Here is a 26,341-nt window from a genome sequence, read left to right on the forward strand (position 1 = left end):
AGGAGGGTCGACCGCTGGGCTGCTCCTTTTTCCAACACCTCTACATAAAAAATTGAACCTCGAAATCCGTCTGCATGGGAGAAGGAATTGCGTCTTCTCCTATTTCCCGGGCAATATCCGACATCAATAGTCGAGCAGTGCTTGAATCTGATCCATAGGCTGTAGGGCTCTGGCTTTTTCATAGTCCTGAAAAGGATCCCCTCTTTTTTTGAGCCTTTCCATCATGTTCTCCACCGTGTATGACCGAGGGTTCAGCTCATCCTGTACTTCCTCCCAGTACAGAGGGGCGGCAATCGGAGCGCCGTCCTTCGCCCGTACAGAATAGGGAGCGATGATTGTCTTCCCTTCCCCGTGCTGGACGTAATCGATGTACAGTCTGTCTTTCCGCTTGCTTTTGAATCGTTCCACTGTGAAAAGATCCGGTTTTGTCTCAACGAGGAGCCGGGCTAATGTCTCTGTGATGACCCGCGTTTCTTCATAAGTAAGATCTCCCTCTTGGAACGGGAGATGAAGCTGGATCCCTTTGCTTCCCGATAGTTTAATGAAGCTGATCATGCCCAGCTCATCCAGCCATTTCCGGCAGAGAAGAGCGGCTGTGAGGCAGAGAGGGAAAGCATCTTTTTCTGGAGGATCCAGATCAAGAATGATTTCATCCGGGTGAACACCGCCTGCTTTTTCAAAAGGAAGATGAAATTCTACGGCTCCCTGATTCGCCAGCCAGAGAAAACCCTGGAGTTCTTCGCAGATCATATAAGGCTCTCCTTTTTCCATCCACAGTTTCAGTGCATCCGGCGCATAATCCGGCCGGTGTTTCTGGAAGAAGGATTCGTTATGGATGCCGTCAGGAAAGCGGATCACGGTCAATTTCTTTTCTTTCATGTAAGGCAGCATATAAGGGGCGATATGACGGGTGTACAGAAGGTAATCCCGCTTGGTCACACCTGGGAACAGCTCCTTTTCAAGGCTGGTCGGCTCAAAACGGTCGGGGAATAAACTTAAATCCCACGTCATCTTCCTGGATGTACATTGTTCTGGTGTATGATCGAAGCGGAAACGGTGAAACATCGGCTCTCGGAACTCTCCGTTTTCTGCTTCTAAGCAGTGGATGTCGGCACAGACGCTCGGCGGGAGTGTCCACTTGTTCTTCTCTTTTTTTCCTTTCTCCTTAAAAAATTGACGAAGAGTGCCAGCTTCTTCACGTGGAAGACCATGCTTAAAGCGGCCGGCTTTTCGGATCTGCTCCTCGTTATACACAGCTGTATCCACATATCCATTATCCGGGTCGAAGTGGGTGAGGAATACAGAAGCTGTTTTCCACTGCTTCCACTTCACCCAGTGCCGGGTCCTTTCTCCGAATTGGTAGGTGCTGGTGCTCCGTTTGGCAATGATCCCTTCACCAAAGTGCAGATGGATAATGTCTTTCAGTTTATCCACATGTTGATAAACGGCCACCATTTTAATTCCTGGGTGTTCCCACTTGGCAAGGAGTTCGGCCAGCCGTTGTTTTCTTTTTTCTAATGGAATTTGTTCCTGAACGAAATCAAAAGCTGCAAATAAGGCAGGCCGCTCCGCCGCTGCTTTTCGAATGTTCTCCGTATTTCTTAAACGTCCCCGCTTTTGGAGAAGGTCGAAATTGGCTTGGAAAGCTGTATTTAAAATGACAATTTCCCCGTCCAAGACGAAGGGAGTTGTATCCGGAGGAGGGGCGGCTTCGCTGATTTCAGGGAATTTATCTGTTAAATCCTTCCCGTTCCGGCTGATCAGGCGGATGCCTTCAGATGTACATTCGAGGAGTGCCCGGAAGCCATCATATTTTGGTTCATACATCCACTCCTGGCCTTCGGGTAGATCGTCGGACGGGGTGAGCAGCATCGGACGTTTCATACGTTTCCTCCTTTTTCCCTTAGGTTGTCCTTTCACGATGGAACATATTTTCACTTTGAACGCAAAAGCTAAGAAAAAAGGAGCCATCACTATGCACACCATGTGGAAAGGAACCATCAGTTTCGGTCTGGTCAACATTCCTGTGAAACTGCATGCTGCTACAGAAAATAAGGACATTAAGCTGAGGCAGCTGCATGAAGAGTGTCATTCGCCGGTGGAATATGAAAAGCGCTGTCCTGTCTGTGACAGGGAGATCGAGAGTGAAGAAATTGTTAAGGCCTACGAGTATGCGAAAAATAAGTTTGTTGTCCTGGACAACGAGGATTTAGAGCAGCTGAAAAAGGAACAAGACGATAAAGCGGTGGAAATCCTCGATTTTGTAAAACTGGAGGAGATCGATCCGATATACTTTGAACGGAGCTATTTCATCTCTCCAAACGAAGGCGGGGCCAAAGCCTACAGCCTTCTGCGCCAGGCTCTGGGGGATACCGGTAAAATCGGAATTGCCAAAATCATCATCCGCTCGAAGGAGCAGCTGGCTGTTTTAAGGGTGTATGAGAACACCTTAGTCATGGAGACCATTCATTATCCTGACGAAGTGCGCAGTGTCCAGGATGTCCCAAACGTCCCTGAAGAATCCGATTTAAGCAAAAAGGAACTGAGTACAGCCGTTACATTGATTGACCAGCTGACCACCGAATTTGATGCTGGGAAATATAAAGATGACTACCGGACAGCGTTGATGGAACTGATTGAAGCGAAGAAGAATAATGAAGAAATTACAACAGCGAAGGATAAACCGGCTCCGGATAACGTTACAAGTCTGATGGATGCCTTGGAAAAATCCCTTGAAAAGACAAAAGGACCCACGAAAAAGCGCAGGACAAAAGCACGAACGAAAACAACGACGTCCGGAAAAAAGAAATCATCTTGAATACATCAAGCCCTCCCTGTCACGGGAGGGCTTCTTTTGTAGAGGATTTTGAAAAGATTCCACACTCTGCCCCTTTTCCGACTATCGTTCCATCCCCTATAATGAGTAATAATCAGAATTTTTTATCTATTTACAGGGGGGAGTTATTTGGGAGAGATGGTGTTGAGAGATGTGTGGTTAGCGAGAAAACGTATCGAGAGCATCGTGAAACCGACGCCGCTTGTGTATTCGGAGTTTTTCTCCGAACGCTCAGGGCAGCCGGTTTATTTGAAAATGGAACAGTCCCACCCAGCAGGGTCTTTTAAAATAAGGGGGGCGGCAAACAAGCTGCTATCTTTAACAGAAGAAGAAAAAAAGCGTGGTGTGACAACATTTTCAACAGGAAATCATGGAATCGCCACCGCCTATGCGGCACGGCAGATGGGTATCTCTTGTACGGTTTGTATTTCCCGCCGTGTGCCAGAAGCGAAGCTTAGCCGTCTGAAACGTCTGGGGGCGGATATCGAACAAACAGGGGCCGGTCAGGATGAAGCTGCTGTTCGCTGCAGGGAGCTGGCATCTAAATATGGAATGACGATCATCCAGCCCTTTGATGACCCCGAGGTGATTGCAGGACAGGGAACCATCGGTCTTGAATTGATGGAACAGCTTCCTGAACTGAAAGAAGTGGTGATCCCGCTGTCCGGGGGCGGCCTTTTATCCGGGATCGGTTTCGTTTTGAAAAAGATGGATCCCACTGTTTCTGTGACCGGGGTGACGATGGAACGAAGTGCTGTCATGCAGGCAAGCCTGAAAAAAGGGGCGGTCGTTAAGCTGGAAGAAGAATACACCCTCGCAGACAGTCTGCTCGGGGGCATTGGCGAGGATAATCGTTATACATTTTCTATGACCCGGTCGTTGATGGATAAAGGGGTGCTTTTACAGGAAAACCGCATTAAAGAAGGATTATACAGTCTCCTTGATCATCATAAAATCATCGTAGAGGGAGCAGCTGCTGTTGGAGCCGGCTATCTTCTTGATCAGCCGGTTTCGGAAGGACCTGTGGTCTTGATCATTACGGGAAACAATGTAGATACAAATACGGTTAAAACGTGGATGGACAGCTGAAAAAGGGGGAGTGGGGATGGGTGTACCTGTTGAAGAGGTATTGAAGCTGCCGATGTTAGAGAAAGCGAACGTGCAGACACCTGTTTATGACCGTGATGTGGAGTGGATCTCTGTCATAGAGACGCCTGTCGAAAATTTTGTGAGAAACAATGAATTCGTTCTCAGCACCGGAGTGGGATGCGGGGAGAATATCCCGGCTCTGGAGGCCTACGTGAAGGATGTCATCCGGTCAGATGCTTCCATTCTGGCTTTTGCCACCGGCCGTCATTTGTTTAAAATCCCTGATCGTATCATTGCTCTAGCTGAACAACATGAGCTCGTGCTTGTGGAAATCCCCTGGGAGGTACGGTTTGCGGATATTCTTCAAGGCGTGCTGCAGTTAATCAATGAAGAGAAACAGAAGGTTCACAAGCATGTTGAAGGGATCCGTCAGGAATTGATCAATTGTGTCCTGAATGGGAAGGGACTCCAGGAAATCACGACCATCCTCTATCAATATACAGGGCTGCCCAATGCCATCAGCGACCATTTGAAGCACATCCGGGCCAATCAGCATTTTGATTCTTCCCTGATTGATGCGTTGAACGGACGTAAAGAAGCGGTTGTTTCCTTAATTGAGCATCCTTTCCATCTGGAGCACCCGCTTACACATTTTATAGAAGCTTATCAAATCGGTGAGGAATGCTGTTATCAGCTTACGATTCTATCCAACTATAAGAAGCAGGGATATCTGTTGTTTCAGCCGGAAAAGGATCAAGAGGTAACAACAGAGATGATGACAATTCTGGAGCACACGCTGACCGCCTGTGCCCTTTATTTCGTGAAGGAAAATGCCATCGAAATGACAGAAATCCGTCTCAAGGATAACTTTCTTTTGGATCTGGCGAAGCAGGAGCAGCGCATGGACAAGCAGCTGTTGTCGAAAGCCGGGCTTCTCGGCTATGATCTTGAGAAACCTTACGTCTGTTTTGTCGGAGAGGTTCTGTTCCATCAGCCGGCAAGCCGGTCGGTAGGAAACGACGGACAGCTTCCCTCTTCTTCTTCTCTACAGAGCCGCAATTATTACATCCAAAAGGAGGCTGCTTATGCCGGGCACATGGTGGGGCGGCAGGTGATGACGACCTTTGATGAAGAGAGAGTCATCATCTTTTTGGAGGCGGACAAAGAAGGCAGTGAGGAAGCAGCGAATCAATTTCTGGACCTTGTCGAAAGGCGTTTGTTCGAGCTGCTGGCAGGTGTCACGATTCAATGGGGGATTTCGTGTCATAAAGACGGGTATCAAGTATTCCATCACAGCTATGAGGAAGCGCGGACAGCCCTGCAGATGGGAGAGCAGCAGAACGAGGCAGGGGGACGGACATTCTTTAAGGAGACAAGGATGAACAGGCTTTTGATGGCCTTATCCCATAAAAAAGAAATCGAGGAAATTGTTCAGGATACTCTCCAGCCGCTTATTGATTACGATCAGAAAAGGCAGGCGGAGCTTCTCCATACATTTATGGTGTATAACAAGTACAACAGCAATGTCAGCCAGACATCGAGAGCTCTGAATCTGCACCGGCAGTCCCTTCTGCACCGGCTTAGGAATATTGAACAGCTGACGGGGTTGTCCCTGTTGAACGCGGATGATTTATTTTTACTGGAGCTGAGTGTGCGGCTGTGGCTCCTGAAAAAAGTAGAAAAGCCCGGGCCGCTGTGAACGGAAATGTTTTTGCTTGGAGGTCTCTCTGCCGGCTGTATGGAGCAGGAGAGGATGACAGATTCAACCAGTTTTGATATGATTGATGCAAATGAATAGATTTCAAAACTACTAGGGGAGCCTGAAGAGGCTGAGAGGAAAGCATGGACGCTTTCTGACTCTTACGTACCTGATCTGGTTAATACCAGCGGAGGGAAGTAGTCACATGATCGTCATTGATCGACTTCTTCTATCAAAACCAGGTCCCCGGAGGACCTGGTTTTTTTATTTTATTCACAGGAAGGAGCTGACCGATGAATAAAACCAGAATCCTTACATTCATGGCCGTCCTTGTGGCAGTAGGGACACTTGGCTCGCAGTTTTTATGGTTTCCCGCTGGAGTAGCAAAAGCCTATCCTGTCCAGCACGCTGTCAATGTCATGGCAGCCGTTATGCTCGGTCCGATTCCAGCGGTGGCTGTCGCTTTTGTCATCGGCCTGCTGCGTTTTCTGCTGGGGCTCGGGACGATTCTGGCTTTTCCCGGAGGTATGTTCGGGGCGTTTTTTGCCGGTGTATTTTATAAGGTATATGCACGGAAGCTTTCTGCAGCAGCCGGAGAAGTGCTGGGCACAGGTGTGATTGGTGCTCTGGCCGCCGCTCCCGCCGCCAACTGGTTCATGGGAAGCTCAGCAGCGGTCTTTGCGTTTCTTCCGTCGTTTCTAGTGAGTAGTCTGTCAGGAGCGGTCATTGCTGTGTTCGTTTTATCAAGAGTGAAGGTGGAAAGCCCGCTCCCGCAGTCCTGATGGAATCCAATTGAAAAGAATCATTTATAGGAAAGGAAGTGGTTCAATGAACCCCGCATGTGTATTAACAATTGCCGGTACGGATCCAAGTGGTGGAGCTGGTATCCAGGCCGATTTGAAGACATTCCAGGAATTGAAAAGCTATGGTATGAGTGTGGTGACTTCGGTTGTCGCCCAAAATACGACAGGAGTTAAAGATGTGCATCACCTCCCTGACTCCTTCATCCGTGAGCAGCTGTTTGCGGTTAGTGAAGATATGCCGGTACATGCTGTGAAAACAGGGATGATTGCCAATAAGGAAATGATGCAGGTCATTAAAGACTGGATGCAGACCATCGATGCTCCGTACATTATGGATCCTGTTATGATTGCTCAAAGTGGAGATCCGCTTGTCGAGCAGGAAGAACAGATCTATTTAAAAAGGCATCTTGTGCCAGAGTCGACGCTTGTGACCCCTAATATTCCGGAAACAGAAACCCTTCTCAATCGCAGGATCGATCATGAAGAAGATATGAAGGAAGCGGCTGTGGAAATTGTAGAACAGCTGGGAGCCGGTGCTGCGCTTGTAAAAGGCGGCCATTTAAAAGGGAAAGCGGTCGACTTTTTATATGACGGATATCAGCTGCACAGCTTCGAAGAAGAACGGATTGATTCAGCGAATACCCATGGCACAGGCTGCACGTACTCGGCTGCTATAGCCGCTTATATGAGCCAGGGATATCCGCTCACGCAGGCGGTAGAGAAGGGCAAGCATTTTGTTACAGCGGCCATTCGCCATTCTTTCGATCTTGGTAAAGGGGATGGCCCGACCAATCATTTTGCCGTACGCAGGGAGGTTTTTCATTCATGACACAAACGTTGATCCAGCAGCTGCGGAGTGAACGCCCTTTGATTCATAACATTACCAATGCGGTCGTCATGAATTATACAGCCAACGGCCTGCTTGCTCTCGGCGCTTCTCCGATTATGTCGAATGCCGTTCAGGAAGCCGGGGATGTCGCTCGTTTAGCAGACGGCCTTCTGTTGAATATCGGCACGTTGAACGAGCAGCAGGTGGAAGCGATGCTGGAGGCAGGAAAAGCGGCGAATGAGGCCGGCGTACCTGTCGTTCTGGATCCTGTGGGAGTGGCTGCCACCTCCTACAGAGCAGAGGCCTGCCGGAAAATATTGTCGACGGTTAATGTCGATGTGATCAAAGGCAATGCGGGAGAACTGGCTTTCCTTGCTGGAGAGAAAGTCGAAACAAAAGGGGTGGACTCTGGAGAAGCCTCCAACACCGATGAGATTGCTCTCAAAGTTTCTGAACTCTATGAGACGATGGCCGTCTGCACAGGAAAAACCGATGTGATCGGGTATCAAGGAGAAGTCTTCAATAACGATACAGGACATCAATGGCTTTCAAAAGTTACAGGATCCGGATGTCTGCTTGGTGCCGTTCTCACTGCGTTTCTTGCCATTGAAGGAGACCGCGTAGGAAACGTCAGGGCCGGTCTCTATCATTTTGGCAAAGCAGCAGAACAGGCCGCTTCTCATCCTCATGTGTCAGGATCCGGGACATTTGTTCCTGCGTTTATCGATGCTCTTGGAGCAGAAGAGGAGGCGGGCCGGTGAAATTGGAACAGCAGCTCAGAAAATACTTGATCATGGGTAGTCAGGACTGTGACAGAGACCCTTTATCCATCCTGGACGAAGCGATTGAAGGAGGTATTACGGCTTTCCAATTCCGGGAAAAAGGAGAAGGATCGCTGCAGGGAGATGAAAAATATCAGCTGGCAGCTGCATTGCAGCAGCGCTGTAAAACCGCCGGTATTTTGTTCATTGTAAATGATGATGTGGACCTTTTCCGCCGATTGAACGCGGAAGGCATTCATGTCGGTCAGTCGGATGAACATGTGAAGGGGATTCGGGAGGCACATCCTGATGCGGTGATCGGCCTGTCCGTCTCCGACCTGCATGAATGGGAAAACAGCCCTGTTGACCTCGTTGATTACCTGGGAGCAGGACCGGTCTATCCTACAACGAGTAAAAAGGATGCCAACCCGGTTTCCGGTACGGAATGGATCAAAGAATTAAAAGAAAGACAGCCGGACATGCCTGTGGTCGGCATCGGCGGCATCACGACGGAAAATGCACACAGAGTCATGGAAGCCGGAGCTTCCGGCACAGCTGTCATATCCGCCATTACGAAAGCGGAGGATATCCGGAAGGCAGTTGGAGAATTATAAATGTTGAAAAGGACCGGAATGACGCGATGACGAGCGTCGTTCCGGTCCTTTTTTTAGAATCAAATGTTTGTAAATGAATTACGGTACATCATGGCCCATGGAGCTCTGGAGAATTTCAAACCATTGATCATGATTGAGGGTGTAATCCAGGCTTCTTACGGACCCGGCAATCCGGTTCTTTTTACCGGATCCGACGATCGGCATAATCCGGGACGGATGGTTCAACAGCCAGGCATACATGACTTCATCTATGCCCTCGGCACCGATTTCCTCCTGGATCTTCGTGAGTGTGCCTCGCAGCCGCACGGCTTTGTCATCGTTGGATGTAAAGACTTCTCCGCCGGCCAGAGGGGACCAGGCCATAGGTGCGACGCGCTTCTGCTGACAAAGGTTTAACGTACCGTCTTCAAAGTTTTCCAGTTGATAGGCGGAAAGCTCCAGCTGGTTGGTTACGAGAGAAAACGGCAGATAGGATTCAAGCATCTGCCATTGATGATCCTTGAAATTGGACACACCAAAGGTACGTACTTTTCCTTCTTTCTGCAGCTGAATGAAGGCCTCAGCTGTGGATGCAGGGTCCATGAACGGGTCGGGGCGATGGATCAACAAAGTGTCTATATACTCTGTCTGAAGATCGGTTAGCGACTGTTCAACTGACTTGATGATATGTTCTTTCGTCGTATTGTAGTGATGGGACATATGCTCCGGGCGGTTTTCTGAAGGAAGTACGATGCCGCACTTCGTAACAATCTCCATCTGATCCCTGAGAGATGGTTTCAGGCTGAGTGCCTCTCCGAAAAGCTTCTCACAAGTATAGCTTCCGTAAATATCGGCATGGTCAAATGTCGTTATGCCTTGACCGAGATTATGTTCAATCAAGTCCAGTGTCTCTTCCTTCGATTGGTTCCAGTCGGCTAAACGCCATAATCCGTGTACAATGCGTGAATAAGAGAGGTCTTCTGCTATTTGTATGCGTTCCATTCTATCCCAACTTTCTTTAAGAATACTTTCATCATACCTTTCTTTTCAGAGCGTCACCAGGTTGAAGGACTGGAATATCCAGATCTACGGTGTCCGGGTATTTGATGCCGGCTCCGGTATTCAATACGACGACGTGCTCTTCTTCCTTGATCCAGTTTTTCTGCCGCAGCTGACGGGCAGCAGAAAAAGCAGCCGCTCCTTCCGGGCAGACGAATGTTCCTTCCATTTGTGCCGCCCGCTGCTGTTCTTCCCGAATCGATGATTCAGATACAGCAGCCGCACAGCCATTGGACTCATAGATTGCCTCCAATACAAGGAAATCACCGATGGCTTTAGGAACGTTGATTCCAAACGCCATCGTTTCTGCACCCTCCCAGAAATCGGACTCTTTCCGTCCCTCTTCCCAGGCCTTCACAATAGGGGCACAGCCCTCTGACTGGACAGCGACAAGTCGCGGCATCCGCCCGTTCTCTACCCATCCCAGTCGCTGGAGCTCCCGAATCGCTTTATAAATACCGATTAAACCGACTCCCCCTCCCGTCGGATACAAAATGACATCCGGCAGCTTCCATTCGGTCTGTTCTGCGATTTCAAGCCCCATTGTTTTCTTTCCTTCGATTCTATAAGGCTCTTTCAATGTGGATACATCATAGATGTCCGGGTCCTGCGCGGCCCGGGAAATGATTTGTCCGGCATCGCTGATCAAGCCGTTGACTAGGAAGAGTCGTGCTCCCGAGACCGCGCACTCGTTCCGTGTGATTTTCGGGGCATCGACCGGCATAACAATTGTAGGGGTGATGGACGCCCTGGCGGCATAGAGGGACCATGCCGCTCCTGCATTGCCATTTGTCGGCATTGCCAGTTCCTTTACGCCGAGTTCACGGGCTTTGGATACCCCGACGGCAGCTCCGCGGGCTTTAAAAGAGCCCGTTGGAATGACGCCTTCATCCTTCATATCCAGATGGGGGATGTTCATGTCTTTTCCGAGCGCGGGCAGAGAAAGAAGCGGTGTCATCCCTTCTCCCAGGGAGACCCGGTAAGATGGGTTCTGTAGTGGAAGAAGTTCATGATAGCGCCAGAGATCGGGATTACGGTCTCTGAGGCTGTCTTTTGACCAGGATGAAGACAGCGCTTCCAAATCATAGTTTACAAGCAGTGGTGAGCCGCATGTACATAAGTGGTGAGGTTCTGAGGTGTTGTAGGTTTTCGAGCATTTCGGGCAGTAAAGGTGAGAGATGTAACTGTACGTCATGGATCATCCTCCTACAAGCATTTATAAAGAGCATAACATCAAAGGGGACATCTGTGTCCATTGTGTAGCAAGGACAGCCTTGAAAATTCATACAATTTTTACATTACATAAAAAATTTCTGTTGAATACAATGGACGTAATAAAGATTTAAAATTCCGACTACTTGGATGGAGGGGATGGAATGGTTCTTCCGTTTGACATTTTGGAGTACCAGAAGCGTCTGCAGGCCGTCAAAGAAAATATGGCGGACAGAGGGATTGATGTGCTTCTGATAACGGATCCTGCCAATATGAATTATCTCTCCGGTTATGATGCATGGTCCTTTTATGTCCATCAAATGCTCGTGATCTTGATTGATGAACCTCAGCCGCTCTGGATTGGGCGGTACCAGGATGCCGGCGGTGCCAAAGTGACGACATGGATTTACGATGAAAATGTCATCGCCTATCCGGATTACTATGTCCACTCAGCCGTGTACCATCCGATGGATTTTGCAGCGGAAATTATCAGGCAGATCGGTCAGGGGAAACGGCGCATCGGTGTGGAGATGGATCATTACTATTTCACGGGTATGGCCCTGGAACGGCTGAAGCAGGGACTTCCGGACGCTTCTTTTGCGGATGGTTCACTTTTGGTCAACCAAGTGAGAATGGTCAAGTCAGACCAGGAAATTGAATACATGAGGCGGGCAGCCCGGATTGCGGATCTCGCCATGACTCAAGGGGTGGAAAGTGTCCGGCCCGGTGTCAGGGAATGTGATACGGCAGCGGAGATTTATTACCATCTCGTAAAAGGGACGCCGGAATACGGAGGGGATTATCCATCCATCGTGCCGCTGCTGCCGACCGGAGATCATACATCGATCCCTCATTTAACGTGGACAGACCGGCCGTTTGTGGAAGGAAGCGCCGTCATTATAGAACTGGCGGGGTGTTATAAGCGGTACCACGTTCCACTTGCAAGAACCGTAGCCATCGGACAGCCGAATGAGAAGATGAAACAGGTCGCTCCTGTGGTTCTCGAAGGTATTCAGACGGTACTTGATTTTGCGAAGCCCGGAGTCACCTGTGGAGAGCTTGAGGAAGTATGGCGGCACACGATCAAAAAATACGGATACGAAAAAGAAGCCCGTCTCGGGTATTCTGTCGGCATGAATTACCCTCCGGACTGGGGCGAGCATACAGCCAGTATTAGAAAAGGGGACCCGACTGTCCTGCAGCCTAATATGACCTTTCACCTCATCCCGGCACTCTGGTTTGATACAGATGGGATTGAAATATCGGAAACGTTCCGGGTGACGGACTCAGGCAGTGAACGTTTCACCACTTATCCTCAGGAATTAGTCATTCGTGACCATTTGGATTTGAGCGGACAAATCAGCTGAAAGGAAGTGGCCGTGATTCAATTGTATACCAGGGAGGAGATCGAGCGCCTCATACGTCTCGATCCTCCATTAATCAAAGTCATCGAACAAGCCTTTACGGCATTAGTCACAAAAAAGGTGACGATGCCGCCAATCATGCGTATGGATGTGCCGGAGCATAACGGAGAAGTTGACATCAAGTCGGCCTATATTGAGGGCGATGACAGTTTTGCTGTTAAATTATCTTCCGGCTTCTTTAACAACCCTTCCGTAGGACTTCCGACATCCGGGGGGATGATGATTCTGCTTGACAGCCGTACCGGACAGCCGCTTGCCGTTCTGGCTGATGATGGTCTTTTAACAGATCTGCGCACCGCTGCCGCTGGGGCCGTAGCAGCAGCATTCTGCATCAGGAAAGTGGCTGGTAAGGCCGGTATCATCGGGACAGGTGCCCAGGCAAGGCTTCAATTGAAGGCTCTGACGCTTGTCCGTCCTATCGATCACGTGTATGTGTACGGAAGGAGAAAGGATCAGGCAGCCATGTATAAAAAAGAGGTGGAAAACGAACAGGGACTGCCGGTAACGATCTGCTCAAGCGTGAAGCAGGTCGTCGATGAAAGCGACATCGTTGTAACGACCACACCATCCCGTGAGCCGCTCATTTATGCAGAATGGTTAAAACCCGGCCTTCACATCACAGCGATGGGATCGGATGCGGAACATAAGCAGGAGCTTGATCACGGGGTGTTGGAAAAAGCGGACAGCATCACCTGTGATGTTATTCATCAGTCCAGACGTCTCGGGGAACTGAGAGGGGTACCGGATCTGGAAAATCGAGCTCTTGAACTCGGAGAACTCACCAGCGGTCGTAAACAGGCCCGAACTTCTGATGAGGATATTACGATCTGTGACTTAACAGGAACAGGGGTGCAGGACACAGCTATAGCAAGGTTTGCTTGGAAAGCTTTGAAAAATAAAGGAGATGATCTTCGTGAAAGAAGCTAAAATGAGCACAAAATCCATCTGGGCTGGTGAAAAGGAACAGCTGGCTTTCGGAGCGACACAGGTACCTGTCGTCCACAGCGTATCCTTTGGTTATGACGACATGGATGAATGGTATGACGTTGCGGTAGGCGCAAAGCCTGGTCATATTTATGGCAGAAACACCAATCCGACGGTGCAGGCCTTTGAGGATAAAATCCGTATTTTAGAAGGAGCGGAGGCGGCCACAAGCTTTTCCACCGGCATGGCGGCCATCAGCAATACGCTCAGTACGTACCTGTTCCCGGGCGACAGGGTGGTGTCCATTAAAGATACGTACGGCGGAACGAATAAAATCTTTACTGAATTCCTTCCCAAGCAGCAGGTCGAGGTCGTCCTTTGTGAGACCGGAGATCACGAGTTGATTGAAGAGGAAATCGCGAAAGGGTGCAAGGTTTTGTACTTGGAAAGTCCAACCAATCCAACCGTGAAGATTACGGATATCAAGCGGATGGCTGAGGCCGGAAAGACTGCCGGTGCACTTGTCATCGTCGATAATACTTTTGCGACACCGGTCAACCAAAACCCACTGGAGCTTGGGGCAGACCTTGTCATCCACAGTGCCACGAAGTTCCTCGGTGGTCATGCCGATGCTCTTGGTGGAGCGGTCTGTGGCCGAAAAGAATTGATTGAGCCGATATACCACTACCGTGAAATCAACGGAGCCACCCTCGATCCGATGGCTGCCTACCTGCTTCTGCGCGGCATGAAGACGTTGAAGCTGCGCGTCGATCAACAAAACAAAAATGCTGCAGCCATCGCTGAATACTTGAAGTCCTTTGACGAAGTCGAGGCCGTCTTCTATCCGGGCCTTCCGGAGCATCCGCATCACCAGACAGCGAAAGAGCAGATGAGAGGATTCGGTGGCATGCTCAGCTTTTCTGTGAAAGGCGGAGTGGCAGGTGTCCGTGATTTACTGCCTAAATTGAATTACGCCAATAGAGCCGCCAACTTAGGGTCTGTAGAAACCGTCGTCGGCCCTTCGAGAACGACGAGTCATGTGGAATGTACACCAGAAGAACGAGCGGCCATGGGAATTCCTGAAGGCTTGATCCGCTATTCGGCGGGAATTGAAGACATTGAAGATTTGAAGGCGGACTTAGCCCAGGCATTCCAATCGATGAAAACCTATGTGAATCCTTAAGGGGGGAGCGGTGTGGAAACCAGAAACCCGGACTTGGCCTTGAGATCCCGTCAGTTGTTTGAGCAGCTGGTCAGCTGGAGAAGGGATTTCCACCGTTACCCTGAACTCAGTTTTCAGGAAAAGCGGACGAGTGAAACGATTGCTGCGGAACTTACGAAGCTTCCACTCTTTAAGGTGGAAGAAAAAGTAGGCGGCCATGGCGTGGTTGCTTCCATCCGTCATGGAGAAGGTCCGGTGGTCGGGCTGCGGGCGGATATGGATGCCCTCCCAATTCAAGAAACGACCACCCATTCGTTTTCATCCAGGAATCCAGGGGTGATGCACGCCTGTGGCCATGATGCCCATATGGCTGTACTGCTGGGTACCGCTCAGCTGCTGCATGAAGATGCTGAACGGGGGCGTTTCAACGGCACAGTAAAGTTGATCTTTCAACCGGCCGAAGAATGCTGTGACTCAAAAGGAGAAACCGGAGCTGTGAAAATGCTGCAGACAGGGAGACTGGATGATATTCAAAAAATGGTGGGGCTTCATATGTGTCCGTGGCGTAAACCAGGGGAGGTGCAGTGGCATGACGGGCCGAGTATGGCAAACAACGATGAATTTTCCATTATCATTCATGGATCCGGCGGCCATGCCGGTTATCCCCAGCATGTGAAAGATCCAATCTGGATGGCCTCGTCGCTGCTGGGAGCTTTATACAGCCTGAATGGGCGCCGGATGGACCCATTGGAAGTCGGGACACTCAGCATCGGCCGTGTTCAGGCTGGTGAAGCGGGAAACATTATCCCGGATCGGCTTTATCTGGAGGGTACCATCCGTTCTTATAAGGAATCCGTCCGAGAACAGCTGCTGGAAGAATTGAAGCAGACCCTTACCATCGTGACAGCTCTTGGCGGAAATTATGATCTTACTGTCCAAAGGGGAGAACCAGCCCTTGTGAACGACCGCGATATCAACACAGCCATCAAAACAGCCGCAGGTTCTTTGAAGCTTATCGAAGGACCTTTTGGCATGGGGAGTGAGGATTTCAGTTTTTACACGAAAACCATTCCCGGTGCGATGTTTTTCTTAGGCTGTGGCCTCACCAAAGAGAAAAGTCTGCATCAATCCGATTTTGATTTGGACGAACAAGCACTGCCCCATGGTGTTCAAGTCCTTTTAGGGAGTGCTTATGAACTATTAGAGCGAGGGGGATGACAATGCCTGTTAAAATCGCCTTTATCGGTTTTGGAGGAGTCGGGCGCGCACTTGCGGAAATCATCGAAGAGAAAAGATTCCACCTTAGGGAGGATTATGGCTTGGATGCTGTCGTTGTCGGAGTCAGTGATGTCTTGAAAGGGGCGGTGTATCATCCGGATGGACTTGATATTCCCATTCTACTGAAAGGGCTTAAAGACCATGGGACTGTGGAAGCCTATCCGGAACAAGCGGGTGTTGTTAAAGGCTGGGATAGTATGGAGATGATCGACCACTCTCATGCAGACGTTATCGTGGAAGTCACTTATACGAATGTAGAAACAGGTGAACCGGCATTGACCCACTGCCGCCGGGCTCTGGATCAAGGGAAAAGTGTCCTTACGACGAATAAGGGACCTGTCGCCCATGCCTATGAGGAGTTGACCCGGAAGGCGGAGGAGAAAGGTGCATTTTTCGGTTTTGAAGGCACGGTCATGAGCGGAACACCGGCGCTGCGTCTTCCAGAGCAGACACTTGCAGGAAATACCATCCATAAAATCAAGGGCATCCTGAATGGTACGACCAATTATATTTTGACGGAAATGGAACGAGGACTGGAGTATGGGGAGGCTTTGAAGCAGGCGCAGTGCCTCGGGTATGCAGAAGCTGATCCCACCAGTGATGTGGAAGGGTATGATGTCCGCTATAAGCTTGCCATCCTGTCCAGTCATGTGTTTGGTGTGGCGTTGTCCCCGGAAGATATTCCTTGTACAGGGATTACAGGAGTGACCGCATCGGATATACAGGAAGCGGAAAAAGTGGGAGAGAAATGGCGGTTGACCGGTACCTTAACCTTGGACGGTGACCGCGTTACAGGGGTCGTCAAGCCGGAACGCATCTCCGCCCACGAGCCTCTTGCAGGAGTATCAGGAGCCTTGAACGCCATTTTATATGACTGTGACATGTCCGGCCCCATTTTTATGACAGGAGCAGGAGCGGGACTGAAGGAAACCGGGTATGCCTTGCTGATTGATTTGATCCATTACCATAAACAGCAATCCAGAATAAAGGTGTAGGAAAGGAGCAGAGCCATGAAAACGAATCCTGTTGTTGAAAAAATGCTGTGCGCAGGGCGGTGGGTGGAAGCCGATTCCACCTTCCCTGTCTACAATCCTCAAGACGGGCGTTTACTTGCCGAAGTACCTTCCGCCTCCAAATCAGATATGGAAGAGGCGGTGGAAGGGGCGCATCGTGCTTTTACAGCCCGGCGCCCTTGGCCGACGCATGAACGAATGACTGTGTTGAAAAAAGCCGCCGCTTACGTCCGGGAGAATCAAGAGTCCTTTGCTGAAGTGATCGCCCTGGAAGGAAGCAAAACGATTACCGAAGCCAGGGGGGAAGTGAAGCGGGCGGTTCAGACGATTGAAATCAGTGCCGAGGAAGCGCGGCGGTTGAAAGGGGAAACCATCAATTTTGACCAGAATGAAGGCGGAGAAAACCGAGTCGGCTATTATCAGCGCTTTCCGATCGGTGTCATCGGAGCCATTACGCCGTTTAATGATCCCCTCAACTTAGTGGCGCATAAGATCAGCCCTGCGATCGCTGCGGGTAATGCGATTGTCCTGAAACCGGCCTCTGTCACTCCCTTAAGTGCTTTGAAGCTTGCTGAGGCTTTTACAGCCGCAGGGCTTCCAGAAGGGTATTTGTCCGTCATTACAGGCTCAGGAAAAGATATTGGTGACACATTAATTACTCATCCAGCCGTTCAGATGATCTCTTTTACCGGTGGTCCTGAAGCAGGTGATGCCATTACGAAAAAAGCAGGGACAAAGAAATTGAGTATGGAGCTCGGATCCAATTCCCCTGTCATCGTCTTGAACGATGCAGACCGGGAGGAAGCTGTGAAAGCCTGCGTTTCAGGGGCTTTTTCAGCGGCCGGGCAGAATTGCATCGGTGTGCAGCGGATTTATGTGGAAGAGCAGCAGTATGGAGCTTTTCTTGATGAGTTCGCAGCCGCGTCAGCTGCTCTCCATGTTGGTGATAAAATGGAGGAAAGAACGGATGTCGGGCCGATGATTCAGGAAAAAGAGGCGCTCAGGGTGGAAAACTGGGTGGAGGAAGCGGTCAGCGAAGGGGCGGAAATCGTCCTTGGTGGAAGAAGAGACGGAACCTTTTACTATCCGACCATTCTGACCGGCGTTCCGCACGATGCAAAAGTGGCTAAGGAGGAAATTTTCGGACCTGTTGTGCTCGTACACCCGGTTAGAAATCTGGATGAAGCGATTGAATTGTCCAATTCTGTGAACTACGGACTGCAGGCGGGCATTTTTACAAATAATATCCAAAAAGCGTTTGAAGCCATTCAGTATATGGATGTTGGAGGACTGATGATCAACGACAGCAGCGATTACCGGATTGATGAGATGCCGTTTGGAGGAACCAAGGGATCGGGGATCGGCCGCGAAGGTGTCCGCTTCAGCATGGAAGCGATGACCGAGCAGAAGGTCGTCTGTTTCCGATTGAATCATCGTTGATAAATACGTAGGCTGCGGGGTTCCGCAGCCTTTTTTATGCGGAAAAGCAAGGGGTTATGCTGGTACTTCTTTTCAGGGATAAGGTTACGGAAAGAGCAGATAGTATAGATGAACCTATTCCTTAAGGAGGATGAATATGAGCAAGAAAACCCTTGTGATCTTATCAGTCATCATGCTGCTCGGCTTGCTGGCTGCTTGTAATACAACAGAAGAACGCGCGCGGGAAAGTCAGCGCAACAATTTGAACCAGGTTACCTTCGACCCGGAAGATGAGAACATGCAGCAGGAACAAAGATATGCCGTGGATCCCCGTTCCAATGAACAGAGCCGCTTTGATGCCAACGTCTATTTTGAGGGCATCAATCCTAATGGTCCAAATGGAAGAATGGAAGGCCCGTACTTTTTCGATCAGGAAGGCCGTTATGACCAACGTCAGGCTGCACCATCCGGGGATAACCAAGGACAGCCGGAGTCTGCTGAGCGAAACAATAACCAAGCTGAAAAAGACTCCAGCCCAGGCGAAAGCCAGGCAGCATCCGGTGATTTTCAGAAAAAAGTCATTGAGTTAACAAATGAAGCCCGTAAAAAGAATGGGTTGGAGCCACTGAAGAATAGTGCAGAAGTAGAAGAGGTCGCCCAGGTGAAATCAGAGGATATGGCGGAGAATGATTATTTTTCCCACACGTCTCCAACCTACGGCAGTCCGTTCGATATGCTGAAGGACTTTGACGTCGACTATTCTACAGCGGCTGAAAACATAGCGGCAGGCCAGCAGTCTCCAAAATCCGTTGTGGATGGATGGCTGAACAGTTCCGGACACAGGAAAAACATCATGAACAATAGTGTCACCCACATTGGTGTAGGCTATGCCAAGGATGGGAACTACTGGGTTCAAATGTTCATAGCGAAGTAAAGGAAAGCGGCCGGCTCTGCCGGCGCCTTTCTACATAAACCAGCAAAGGACGATATACATGAAGAAGACAGGACTACTACTGTTTCTGCTCATATGGATGACGGGATCTGTCCATGTCTACAGCTTCTCTGAAAAGCAGATCACAGCGCTTGGTGACTCCATCCCATACGGGTATCACCTTACCCCCGTTAATAAACAGCCATCACCTTATGCTTTTCCTTATTTGATTGGGGAAAAAGGGAACATGTTCGTCAATAATCTCAGTGTCCCGGGGCTTACATCAGGAGAACTGCTTCAGGAGTTAAAAACAAATAAGGTTGTCCGTGAAGCGGTCGCTGATTCGGATTATATCCTTCTTTATATTGGAGGGAATGACCTGCTGAATTTCCTTAAGAAAAACGATAACCTTCAAGGGGTGGATCTGGAGAAAGCGGCCCCTGTCATCAGAGATCTTATTTATAATGTGTATTCGACAATCCTGGAAATCGACGCTCTGTCAGACGGGGAAATCCTTGTCTATAATCTATATAATCCTTATCCGGCAGCCTCTGACCAGTTGAGTGCACCCCTCTCCTACATTAATCAACAGTATCAATCGCTCGTCCAACTGGTCCGTCATTTTGCCTCTGTTACGTTGATTGATGCGTACGGAGCTTTTGAAGGACATCCGGAATACATCATTGAACGGGATGTTCACCCGAACAAAAAGGGACAGGAGAAACTGGCTGAGCTGGGCTGGAATCAACTGAAAAACAAGCGGTAAATATAGGGGTATCCCATGGTTTCATGTATAATGACCATAAGGAAGGGGCGGTGTATCGTTTTGAAATTTGCCATCATAGGAACAAATACCATTACCGAAAAGCTGATTGAAGCCGGGCGCAGCCATCCGGAATTTGAATTGACAGGGGTTTATTCAAGAAACCAGGAGCGGGCCGATGCGTTCGCTGATCAGTACGGAGCTCCACTCCGTTTCACAAAAATGACAGATCTGGCCCTCAGTGAAGAAATCGAGGCCGTCTACATAGCCAGTCCGAATGCTCTCCACGCCGAACATGCGGTCACTCTTATGAAGCATGGAAAACACGTACTCTGTGAGAAACCCATGGCGTCAAACCAGCAGGAAATTGCCGGGATGATTGATACAGCCAAAAATCAGGGGGTCGTCCTGATGGAAGCGATGAAGTCCACGCTGATGCCTGGATTTTCAGCAGTGAAGCAGCATCTGCATAAGCTGGGTCCTGTCCGCCGGTATGTAGGGAACTTTTGTAAGTACAGCTCCCGCTATGACGCGTATAAGCAGGGAGAGATTCTGAACGCCTTCAAGCCTGAATTATCCAATGGCTCATTGATGGACTTAGGGATTTACGGCATCTATCCGATGGCGGCTTTATTCGGGGCTCCACGCTCCATTAAGGCAAGCGGCCTGTTTCTGGAATCCGGAGTCGACGGCCAAGGATCGGTTACAGCGGACTATGGTGATATGGAAGGAGTCGTTATGCACTCCAAGATTATCGACTCCCATTCTCCTTCAGAAATTCAGGGGGAAAGAGGGACCATGATTATTCCGAACATTTCTGAACCGGAGAACATCTACATCCTTTACCGGGACGGAACACGGGAAGAACTGACCGCCGTTAGTGATTTTCCTCCTATGTATTATGAAGTGGCCGAGTTTATCGACGTCATTCGACGGGGCACGAATCAGTCTTCCGTAAACTCCTTCGAGCATACGTTGATCACTGCCCGGATTATGGAGGAAGCCCGCAGACAGATCGGTCTTCTATATCCCGCTGATGAATAAGACGAAGAGAAAAGAGGCACGTGTATGAACGTGCCTCTTTTTTCTTAAGATGTGGATTCGTCACCTGCCCGGTCAGGATAGGGCTGTGCAGCTTCCAATTCCTCCTGATGCTTGATTCCCCACTGGTTCATAGCATGGAGGAAGGAAGCTGTTGAGCGGCCGTAAGGGGATAAGCGGTATTCAACATGAGGCGGGACGGTCTGATGATCAATTCTTTCCACAAGTCCGTCATTCATCAGCTGTTTCAGCTCACGTGCCAGAATCCGCGAAGAAATATTACCATCAAGAGAACGGCGCAGCGCATTAAACCGCATTGATTCATCCTTAAGAAGCTTCCAGAGAATCAACCCCTTCCATTTCCCACAGACGACCTCCAGTGTGACACTAATGCCGACTCTGCCTCCCATCAGTCCCGCCTCTTTTCCATTTATTTTTTCTGCCCCTGCTTCTGCATGGCTTTTTCATAGCCTTCCATGACGCCCTGGGCATATACTCTATTTAATACCGTCATTGTTTGAGGAATGATTTTTTCTTCCTCTGATGGAGATATTTGATTCAACAAGTCCACAAGTTCGAGCAATTCTTCCGTAACCGGAAAAATAGGCTTTATATTGTCCAAATGGATCACCTTCCTGATAAATCGGAAAACGCTATTACTATAATTCTATTTCCTTTTCATTTACATCACAAGTAGTTACAAAAAGGTTAGTTTCAACATAGACCATTATGAACTAAAAATAGTTGGTTAAGCAACAACTAAGTCCGTGTTTTTGGTTTGTACAGCCTATTGGAAAGGGTTGTACAGGTTATACAAAAGTTATACTTATATAATAAATTTTAGGATTTTTGTATAAGTGCATGCGTCGAACCATACATAACATAGGGGCTGTATACGGAACATCTTGTACAGTGGGCACAGCCGGAAAGGAAGAAATATGAAACGAATATTTTCTTATGCCACTCCATATAAGAAATCTGTAGTTATCGCTTTACTGCTAATGGTGGTTGAGTTGATCGTCGAACTGACTCAGCCCATCCTTATGGCGAAGATTATCGATGATGGAATTGTCACGGGTGATTTATCGACGGTTACGATATGGGGACTTGTTCTGCTCGGGTTATCGTTTACCGCCTTTGCTGCCGGGATAACAAATTCCTTTTATGCCGCCGATTTCAGTCAAGGGGTGGGGCATGACCTGCGTCGTGACTTGTTTGAAAAGGTCCAGTATTTTACAGGTGATCAATTTCAAAGGATCTCGACACCGAGTCTCGTCACAAGAATTACAAACGATGTCATACAGCTGCAGTCCCTGCTTTTCATGCTTGTGAGAATCGGGCTTCGCGCCCCTCTTTTCATTATTTCTGCCCTTATTATGGCGCTGACCATTGATGTCCGGCTTTCAATGATATTAATCGGGGGTGTTCCCGTATTTCTCGTATTCTTATTTTTCATTTTAATGAAAGGGGTCCGGTACTTTAAAAAAGTGCAGGAAAAGCTCGATGCTTTGAATAATGTAATCAGACAGAATTTATCTGCCGTCCGCCTTGTGAAGGGATTCAATCGCAAAGATTACGAGGAAGAGCAGTTCCGCACGGCAAATGCGGGGCTCGTCGCTGAGAATAAAAAGGCGCTCTGGTTGATGGAAACCGCTATGCCGATGGTCATGCTCGGCATGAACGCGGTCATTCTCGTTCTGTTATGGACGGGCTCCGGTTTCCTGGCCTTCGGAAATCTGCAGCCGGGAGAACTCGTCGCCATTATCAATTATGCGACTAGAATTCTTTTCACATTCTCTGTGTTCACCTTCCTCATTATGATGGTTTCCCGCGGCCAGGCTTCTGCCGCGAGGGTGGAAGAGGTTCTTTTGTCATCTGTGGAGACCGACCGTGCTGCCGGTTCTTCTGCTATTGAACATGTCGAAGGTGGAATATATTTCTCAGATGTTTCTTTCCGTCGGGGCGGTCATCGTATTTTAAACAACATTTCCTTTGAAGCTGAGAACGGAAGCACCGTGGGAATTATAGGAGAAACAGGCTCAGGTAAAACGTCTCTCCTTCATTTAATACCCCGATTATACGAAAAAGAATCCGGTCAAATTCTTTTGGATGGAAAAGATATGGAGGATTACTCCCTGAAGGTGTTAAGGCAGTCCGTCAGTCTTGTTCCTCAGGAGGTCCAGCTTTTCTCAGGAACGGTTCGTGAAAATATCAGCTGGGGCAGACCGGGGGCGGACGAAGCAGAAATCAGGGAGGCGGCCGCTCAAGCGCAGATAGCCGAATTCATTGAATCACTTCCTGGTGGTTATGATACACAAATCGGGCAGAAGGGCGTCGTTTTTTCCGGCGGGCAGAAACAACGGTTGTCTATTGCCCGGGCCTTAGTGCGGAATCCGTCTGTTCTGCTGCTGGATGACAGCACCAGTGCCCTCGATGCCCATACCGAAAAGCAGCTGTTGAAAAGTCTGGATGATCAGTCCTGTACGGTCTTCATTACAGCGCAGAAGATCAGTTCCATCCAGCAGGCGGATCTGATTCTGCTGCTTGATCAGGGGAGGATGGCTGCGAAAGGGACGCATGAGGAACTGCTTGAAACAAATGCCTACTACAGGCGGGTGTTTGAGTCACAAAAGGAAGGGGTGATGTCATGAAGCGCCGGGAAGCAGGAGGAGGCCATCACTCGATCGGAATGTCAGGACAGAAGGCGGATCAATTTGGTTCGACTTTAAGGCGGATTTGGAGCTATATGAGTGGACACAAATGGGCTTTTTTCCTCGTTATAACAGCCATTGTACTAAGTGCGGGCCTTTCTCTTCTTGGACCATACCTGCTCGGAAGAACAGTAGATACCGTCATTGAGAGTCCGGGTAGAGGACAGCTGCTCATCATGCTTGGGCTCCTGTTTGGTGTGTATCTGCTGCACTCTGTCTTTTTATGGCTCCAAAATTACTGGATGATCGGGATTGCCCAGGAGGCCGTCCAGGGAATGCGGGACCAGTTATTTGTCCATGTCCAGCAGCTACCTGTCCTCTATTTTCAAACGATGCCGCAGGGGGAGTTGATGAGCCGTCTGACCAACGATATTGAAAATGTAAGTCGGACGCTGAACACAGCGGTTGTTCAATTCGTTACGAGCGTGTTGACCATTGTGGGTACAATCGGAATGATGCTTTGGCTGAGCCCGGTGCTGACTCTTTTGACAATGACGATCGTTCCGGTCATGTATGCGGGTATGAAATGGATTACGAATCGGACAGGTCCTTTTTTCAAGAAACAGCAGCGAAATCTCGGTGATGTGAATGGGTATGTGGAGGAAATGTTCACTGGTCAGTTCATCGTAAAAATGTTTTCAAGAGAACAACACGTCATTGAGGACTTTGCTGAAAAAAATAAGGCATTGAGAGAGTCCGGCTATTACGCACAGGTGTATACCGGGTTTATCCCCAAACTGATGAACATGCTGAATAACGTCAGCTTTGCCATTATTGTAGGAGCAGGCGGTCTTCTGGCGGTCAATGGATTCATCTCCATCGGAATTATTGTGACTTTCACAACTTATTCCCGTCAGTTCACCCGTCCCCTTAATGATCTTGCCAACCAATTCAATATGATCCTGTCGGCTGCTGCAGGAGCGGAAAGGGTTTTTCAAGTGATGGACGAACGGGTGGAAACGGAGGATGAATCCGGGGCTGTATCGATTCCCCTGCAAGGGGAAGTGGAGTTCCAGAATGTCTCGTTCGCCTACAAGGAAGGTCAGGATACATTGAAGGACATCAGCTTTAAGGTGAAACAAGGGCAGACGGTGGCCCTTGTAGGACCGACGGGGGCAGGAAAGACCACTGTGATCTCCTTGTTATCCCGCTATTTTGAACCTGATCGAGGAAGCATCCTGCTGGATGGTACAGCTTTGAGCGATATCCGCCGGGACAGTCTGCGCAGTCAGATGGGAGTCGTTCTCCAGGACGCTGTCATGTTTAACACGACGATTCGGGAAAACATCCGGTACGGCCGTCTTCGTGCTTCGGATGAAGAGGTGGAACAAGCCGCCATTTCTGCGCATGCTCATGATTTTATTGTCCGGCTTCCGGACGGCTATGATACGAAACTCGATTCGGATGGGAAAGGGGTCAGTCACGGGCAGCGCCAGCTCCTTTCTATCGCTCGGGCCATGATCGCTGACCCCGCACTATTGATCCTTGATGAAGCGACAAGCAGTATTGATACAGTGACGGAAATGAAAATCAATGCAGGACTGACGGAATTGATGAGAGACAGGACAAGTTTTGTCATCGCCCACCGTCTGCATACAATTCGATCGGCGGATGTGATTCTTGTTATGGAGAAAGGGGCCATTGTAGAGCAGGGGACCCATACGTCCTTAATGAAACAGGGCGGCAGATATGCGGGATTGATTCATGCTCAGTCCGGGACTCAGCGTTCATCAGCTCGGTGAAAAATACACCACCCGGGTCCCTGTGTCATATGGTATGACATAAGGGAGGGGAAGCGTATGTCCCGTAATCACAACTATCCACTTTGGACGGAACTGCCTTACGCAGGAGAAGATCATCCTCCGACGCTCGATTCCGGTGTTGAAGTGGAGGCAGGCGAATGGAAAACTTATTTTATTCACCACAGCCGCCGACATGGGTTCAAACGGCTCGATGGACATCCAATCCGTTTAATGATCCAGGACCCGGAAACGATCCACTGGCAGGAAGAGTTAAAGAAAGTGAAGAACGTACTAGCTGGTTTGACAGACCATGACATCCGTGTAGCAAAATATTGGGGGGAGGGGCCGGCTTCCAAGCAGTGGCTTCCGATTGCTGATCGTTTGATCGACACTTACGGGGTGGAAGCTCCACGGGCTGCCCGCATGTTAGGGGCCTTGTTCAGCGGGATGAATGATGCGTTCGTCGTCTGCTGGTCTTTGAAGTATAAGTGGCTTGTGCCGCGTCCGAACCAGCTTGATCCATCTCTGGCCACCGTCATCTGCACACCGGACCATCCTTCGTATCCGTCCGGCCACGCAACCATATCCGGAGCCGCAGAAGCCATATTAAGCTACTTCTTTCCGGCAGAAAGGAAAAAAATCAGGGAGCTCGCGGAGGAAAATGCCCGGTCACGGCTGCTCGCTGGTGTTCACTATCCTGTCGACAACGATCAGGGCCTTCGGCTGGGGCGCCAGATCGGCGGCATCGTTGTTGAAGAATTGAAGAAGGATCAAGTCCGGGGTGTCCCGCTCGATCGACCTTTCACCCAGTATAGAAATGCGGACGTGTACCCTGCGGATTATACGCAGGCTATACCATTTGATTATGATCAGCGGTGCCGGTCCCTGCTTCTCAGCGAAGACGATGAATCTTCGTCCTATACGGAATGGATTGATCCAAAGCTCTTTTTCTAATACGGATGAGAGAGAACAGCCGGGCGGCTGTTCTTTTTGTATGGGAAAAAAGAGACAAGTTCCCCCGGTGAACCTGCATATATATGTAAGGAACATCT

Annotated in this window: 24 protein-coding genes and 1 riboswitch; of the genes, 19 read left to right on the forward strand and 5 right to left on the reverse strand. The window is 49.4% G+C overall.

Going from position 1 to position 26,341, the window contains the following annotated elements; all coding sequences use genetic code 11:
• Positions 1-123: 123 nt before the first annotated feature.
• A complete protein-coding gene (ligD, locus tag QMA39_RS11655; RefSeq protein WP_281658831.1) occupies positions 124-1,884 on the reverse strand; it encodes a DNA ligase D in 1,761 nt (586 codons plus the stop codon).
• Positions 1,885-1,975: 91 nt separating this feature from the next.
• Here ligD and QMA39_RS11660 point away from each other — a divergent pair, with 91 nt between their 5' ends.
• From QMA39_RS11660 to thiE, 7 genes are all read left to right on the forward strand, one after another.
• A complete protein-coding gene (locus QMA39_RS11660; protein WP_281658832.1) occupies positions 1,976-2,818 on the forward strand; it encodes a Ku protein in 843 nt (280 codons plus the stop codon).
• 156 nt (positions 2,819-2,974) lie between these two features.
• The gene (locus QMA39_RS11665) at positions 2,975-3,925 is read left to right on the forward strand and encodes a pyridoxal-phosphate dependent enzyme (protein ID WP_281658982.1); all 951 of its coding nucleotides are present in this window, start codon (positions 2,975-2,977) and stop codon (positions 3,923-3,925) included.
• A gap of 16 nt (positions 3,926-3,941) precedes the next feature.
• On the forward strand, positions 3,942-5,624 hold the full coding sequence (locus QMA39_RS11670) for a PucR family transcriptional regulator (RefSeq protein ID WP_281658833.1): 1,683 nt from the start codon (positions 3,942-3,944) through the stop codon (positions 5,622-5,624).
• A gap of 103 nt (positions 5,625-5,727) precedes the next feature.
• Positions 5,728-5,837: riboswitch (TPP riboswitch) on the forward strand.
• 80 nt (positions 5,838-5,917) lie between these two features.
• Entirely contained in the window at positions 5,918-6,406 is a 489-nt protein-coding gene (gene thiW, locus QMA39_RS11675) for an energy coupling factor transporter S component ThiW (protein ID WP_281658834.1), read from the forward strand.
• 46 nt (positions 6,407-6,452) lie between these two features.
• Entirely contained in the window at positions 6,453-7,256 is an 804-nt protein-coding gene (thiD, locus tag QMA39_RS11680) for a bifunctional hydroxymethylpyrimidine kinase/phosphomethylpyrimidine kinase (protein ID WP_281658835.1), read from the forward strand.
• Positions 7,253-8,017 carry a hydroxyethylthiazole kinase gene (gene thiM, locus QMA39_RS11685; RefSeq protein WP_281658836.1) on the forward strand — a complete coding sequence of 255 codons (765 nt, stop codon included), beginning with the start codon at positions 7,253-7,255 and terminating at the stop codon, positions 8,015-8,017. Before thiD ends, thiM begins: the two co-directional genes overlap by 4 nt.
• Positions 8,014-8,631: a thiamine phosphate synthase gene (thiE, locus tag QMA39_RS11690; RefSeq protein ID WP_027956720.1), complete on the forward strand. Its 618-nt coding sequence runs from the start codon at positions 8,014-8,016 to the stop codon at positions 8,629-8,631. The genes thiM and thiE overlap by 4 nt, the downstream gene beginning before the upstream one ends.
• Positions 8,632-8,709: 78 nt before the next feature.
• Here thiE and QMA39_RS11695 read toward each other — a convergent pair whose 3' ends face one another.
• Together QMA39_RS11695 and QMA39_RS11700 are read right to left on the reverse strand one after the other, a co-directional pair.
• Positions 8,710-9,612: an aldo/keto reductase family oxidoreductase gene (locus QMA39_RS11695; protein WP_281658837.1), complete on the reverse strand. Its 903-nt coding sequence runs from the start codon at positions 9,610-9,612 to the stop codon at positions 8,710-8,712.
• 31 nt (positions 9,613-9,643) lie between these two features.
• Entirely contained in the window at positions 9,644-10,864 is a 1,221-nt protein-coding gene (locus QMA39_RS11700; protein ID WP_281658838.1) for a threonine synthase, read from the reverse strand.
• Positions 10,865-11,045: 181 nt separating this feature from the next.
• Here QMA39_RS11700 and QMA39_RS11705 point away from each other — a divergent pair, with 181 nt between their 5' ends.
• From QMA39_RS11705 to QMA39_RS11745, 9 genes are all read left to right on the forward strand, one after another.
• Positions 11,046-12,248 carry a M24 family metallopeptidase gene (locus tag QMA39_RS11705; RefSeq protein WP_206934568.1) on the forward strand — a complete coding sequence of 401 codons (1,203 nt, stop codon included), beginning with the start codon at positions 11,046-11,048 and terminating at the stop codon, positions 12,246-12,248.
• Between the two features lie 12 nt (positions 12,249-12,260).
• Positions 12,261-13,232, forward strand: coding sequence for a cyclodeaminase (locus QMA39_RS11710; RefSeq protein WP_348646614.1), 972 nt, complete (start codon positions 12,261-12,263; stop codon positions 13,230-13,232).
• A complete protein-coding gene (locus QMA39_RS11715) occupies positions 13,210-14,412 on the forward strand; it encodes a cystathionine gamma-synthase family protein (protein WP_348646615.1) in 1,203 nt (400 codons plus the stop codon). The genes QMA39_RS11710 and QMA39_RS11715 overlap by 23 nt, the downstream gene beginning before the upstream one ends.
• 12 nt (positions 14,413-14,424) lie before the next feature.
• Positions 14,425-15,609 carry an amidohydrolase gene (locus QMA39_RS11720; protein ID WP_281658840.1) on the forward strand — a complete coding sequence of 395 codons (1,185 nt, stop codon included), beginning with the start codon at positions 14,425-14,427 and terminating at the stop codon, positions 15,607-15,609.
• Between the two features lie 2 nt (positions 15,610-15,611).
• Entirely contained in the window at positions 15,612-16,664 is a 1,053-nt protein-coding gene (locus QMA39_RS11725) for a homoserine dehydrogenase (RefSeq protein WP_281658841.1), read from the forward strand.
• A 15-nt stretch (positions 16,665-16,679) separates the two neighbouring features.
• Entirely contained in the window at positions 16,680-18,122 is a 1,443-nt protein-coding gene (locus tag QMA39_RS11730) for an aldehyde dehydrogenase family protein (protein WP_281658842.1), read from the forward strand.
• 136 nt (positions 18,123-18,258) lie between these two features.
• The gene (locus QMA39_RS11735) at positions 18,259-19,035 is read left to right on the forward strand and encodes a CAP domain-containing protein (protein ID WP_027956711.1); all 777 of its coding nucleotides are present in this window, start codon (positions 18,259-18,261) and stop codon (positions 19,033-19,035) included.
• A 58-nt stretch (positions 19,036-19,093) separates the two neighbouring features.
• Complete coding sequence (locus tag QMA39_RS11740; protein ID WP_281658843.1) at positions 19,094-19,798, forward strand: GDSL-type esterase/lipase family protein; 705 nt, start codon at positions 19,094-19,096, stop codon at positions 19,796-19,798.
• A 30-nt stretch (positions 19,799-19,828) separates the two neighbouring features.
• Complete coding sequence (locus QMA39_RS11745; RefSeq protein WP_281658984.1) at positions 19,829-20,839, forward strand: Gfo/Idh/MocA family oxidoreductase; 1,011 nt, start codon at positions 19,829-19,831, stop codon at positions 20,837-20,839.
• Positions 20,840-20,883: 44 nt separating this feature from the next.
• Here the strand turns inward: QMA39_RS11745 and QMA39_RS11750 are convergent, their stop codons facing one another.
• Both QMA39_RS11750 and QMA39_RS11755 read right to left on the reverse strand, forming a co-directional pair.
• The gene (locus tag QMA39_RS11750; protein ID WP_051254784.1) at positions 20,884-21,246 is read right to left on the reverse strand and encodes a helix-turn-helix domain-containing protein; all 363 of its coding nucleotides are present in this window, start codon (positions 21,244-21,246) and stop codon (positions 20,884-20,886) included.
• Positions 21,247-21,266: 20 nt separating this feature from the next.
• Positions 21,267-21,458 (reverse strand): hypothetical protein, encoded by a 192-nt coding sequence (locus tag QMA39_RS11755; protein ID WP_027956708.1) that lies wholly within the window; start codon positions 21,456-21,458, stop codon positions 21,267-21,269.
• Between the two features lie 316 nt (positions 21,459-21,774).
• Between QMA39_RS11755 and QMA39_RS11760 the strand changes: the two genes are divergently transcribed.
• From QMA39_RS11760 to QMA39_RS11770, 3 genes are read left to right on the forward strand one after another with little or no spacing between them, the layout of a single operon-like run.
• Positions 21,775-23,487 (forward strand): ABC transporter ATP-binding protein, encoded by a 1,713-nt coding sequence (locus QMA39_RS11760; protein ID WP_281658844.1) that lies wholly within the window; start codon positions 21,775-21,777, stop codon positions 23,485-23,487.
• Complete coding sequence (locus QMA39_RS11765; RefSeq protein WP_348646616.1) at positions 23,484-25,289, forward strand: ABC transporter ATP-binding protein; 1,806 nt, start codon at positions 23,484-23,486, stop codon at positions 25,287-25,289. The genes QMA39_RS11760 and QMA39_RS11765 overlap by 4 nt, the downstream gene beginning before the upstream one ends.
• 57 nt (positions 25,290-25,346) lie before the next feature.
• Entirely contained in the window at positions 25,347-26,243 is an 897-nt protein-coding gene (locus tag QMA39_RS11770) for a vanadium-dependent haloperoxidase (RefSeq protein ID WP_027956705.1), read from the forward strand.
• Positions 26,244-26,341: the final 98 nt, after the last annotated feature.

The organism is Halobacillus sp. Cin3 (assembly GCF_947311855.1).
Lineage (GTDB): Bacteria > Bacillota > Bacilli > Bacillales > Halobacillaceae > Halobacillus > Halobacillus kuroshimensis.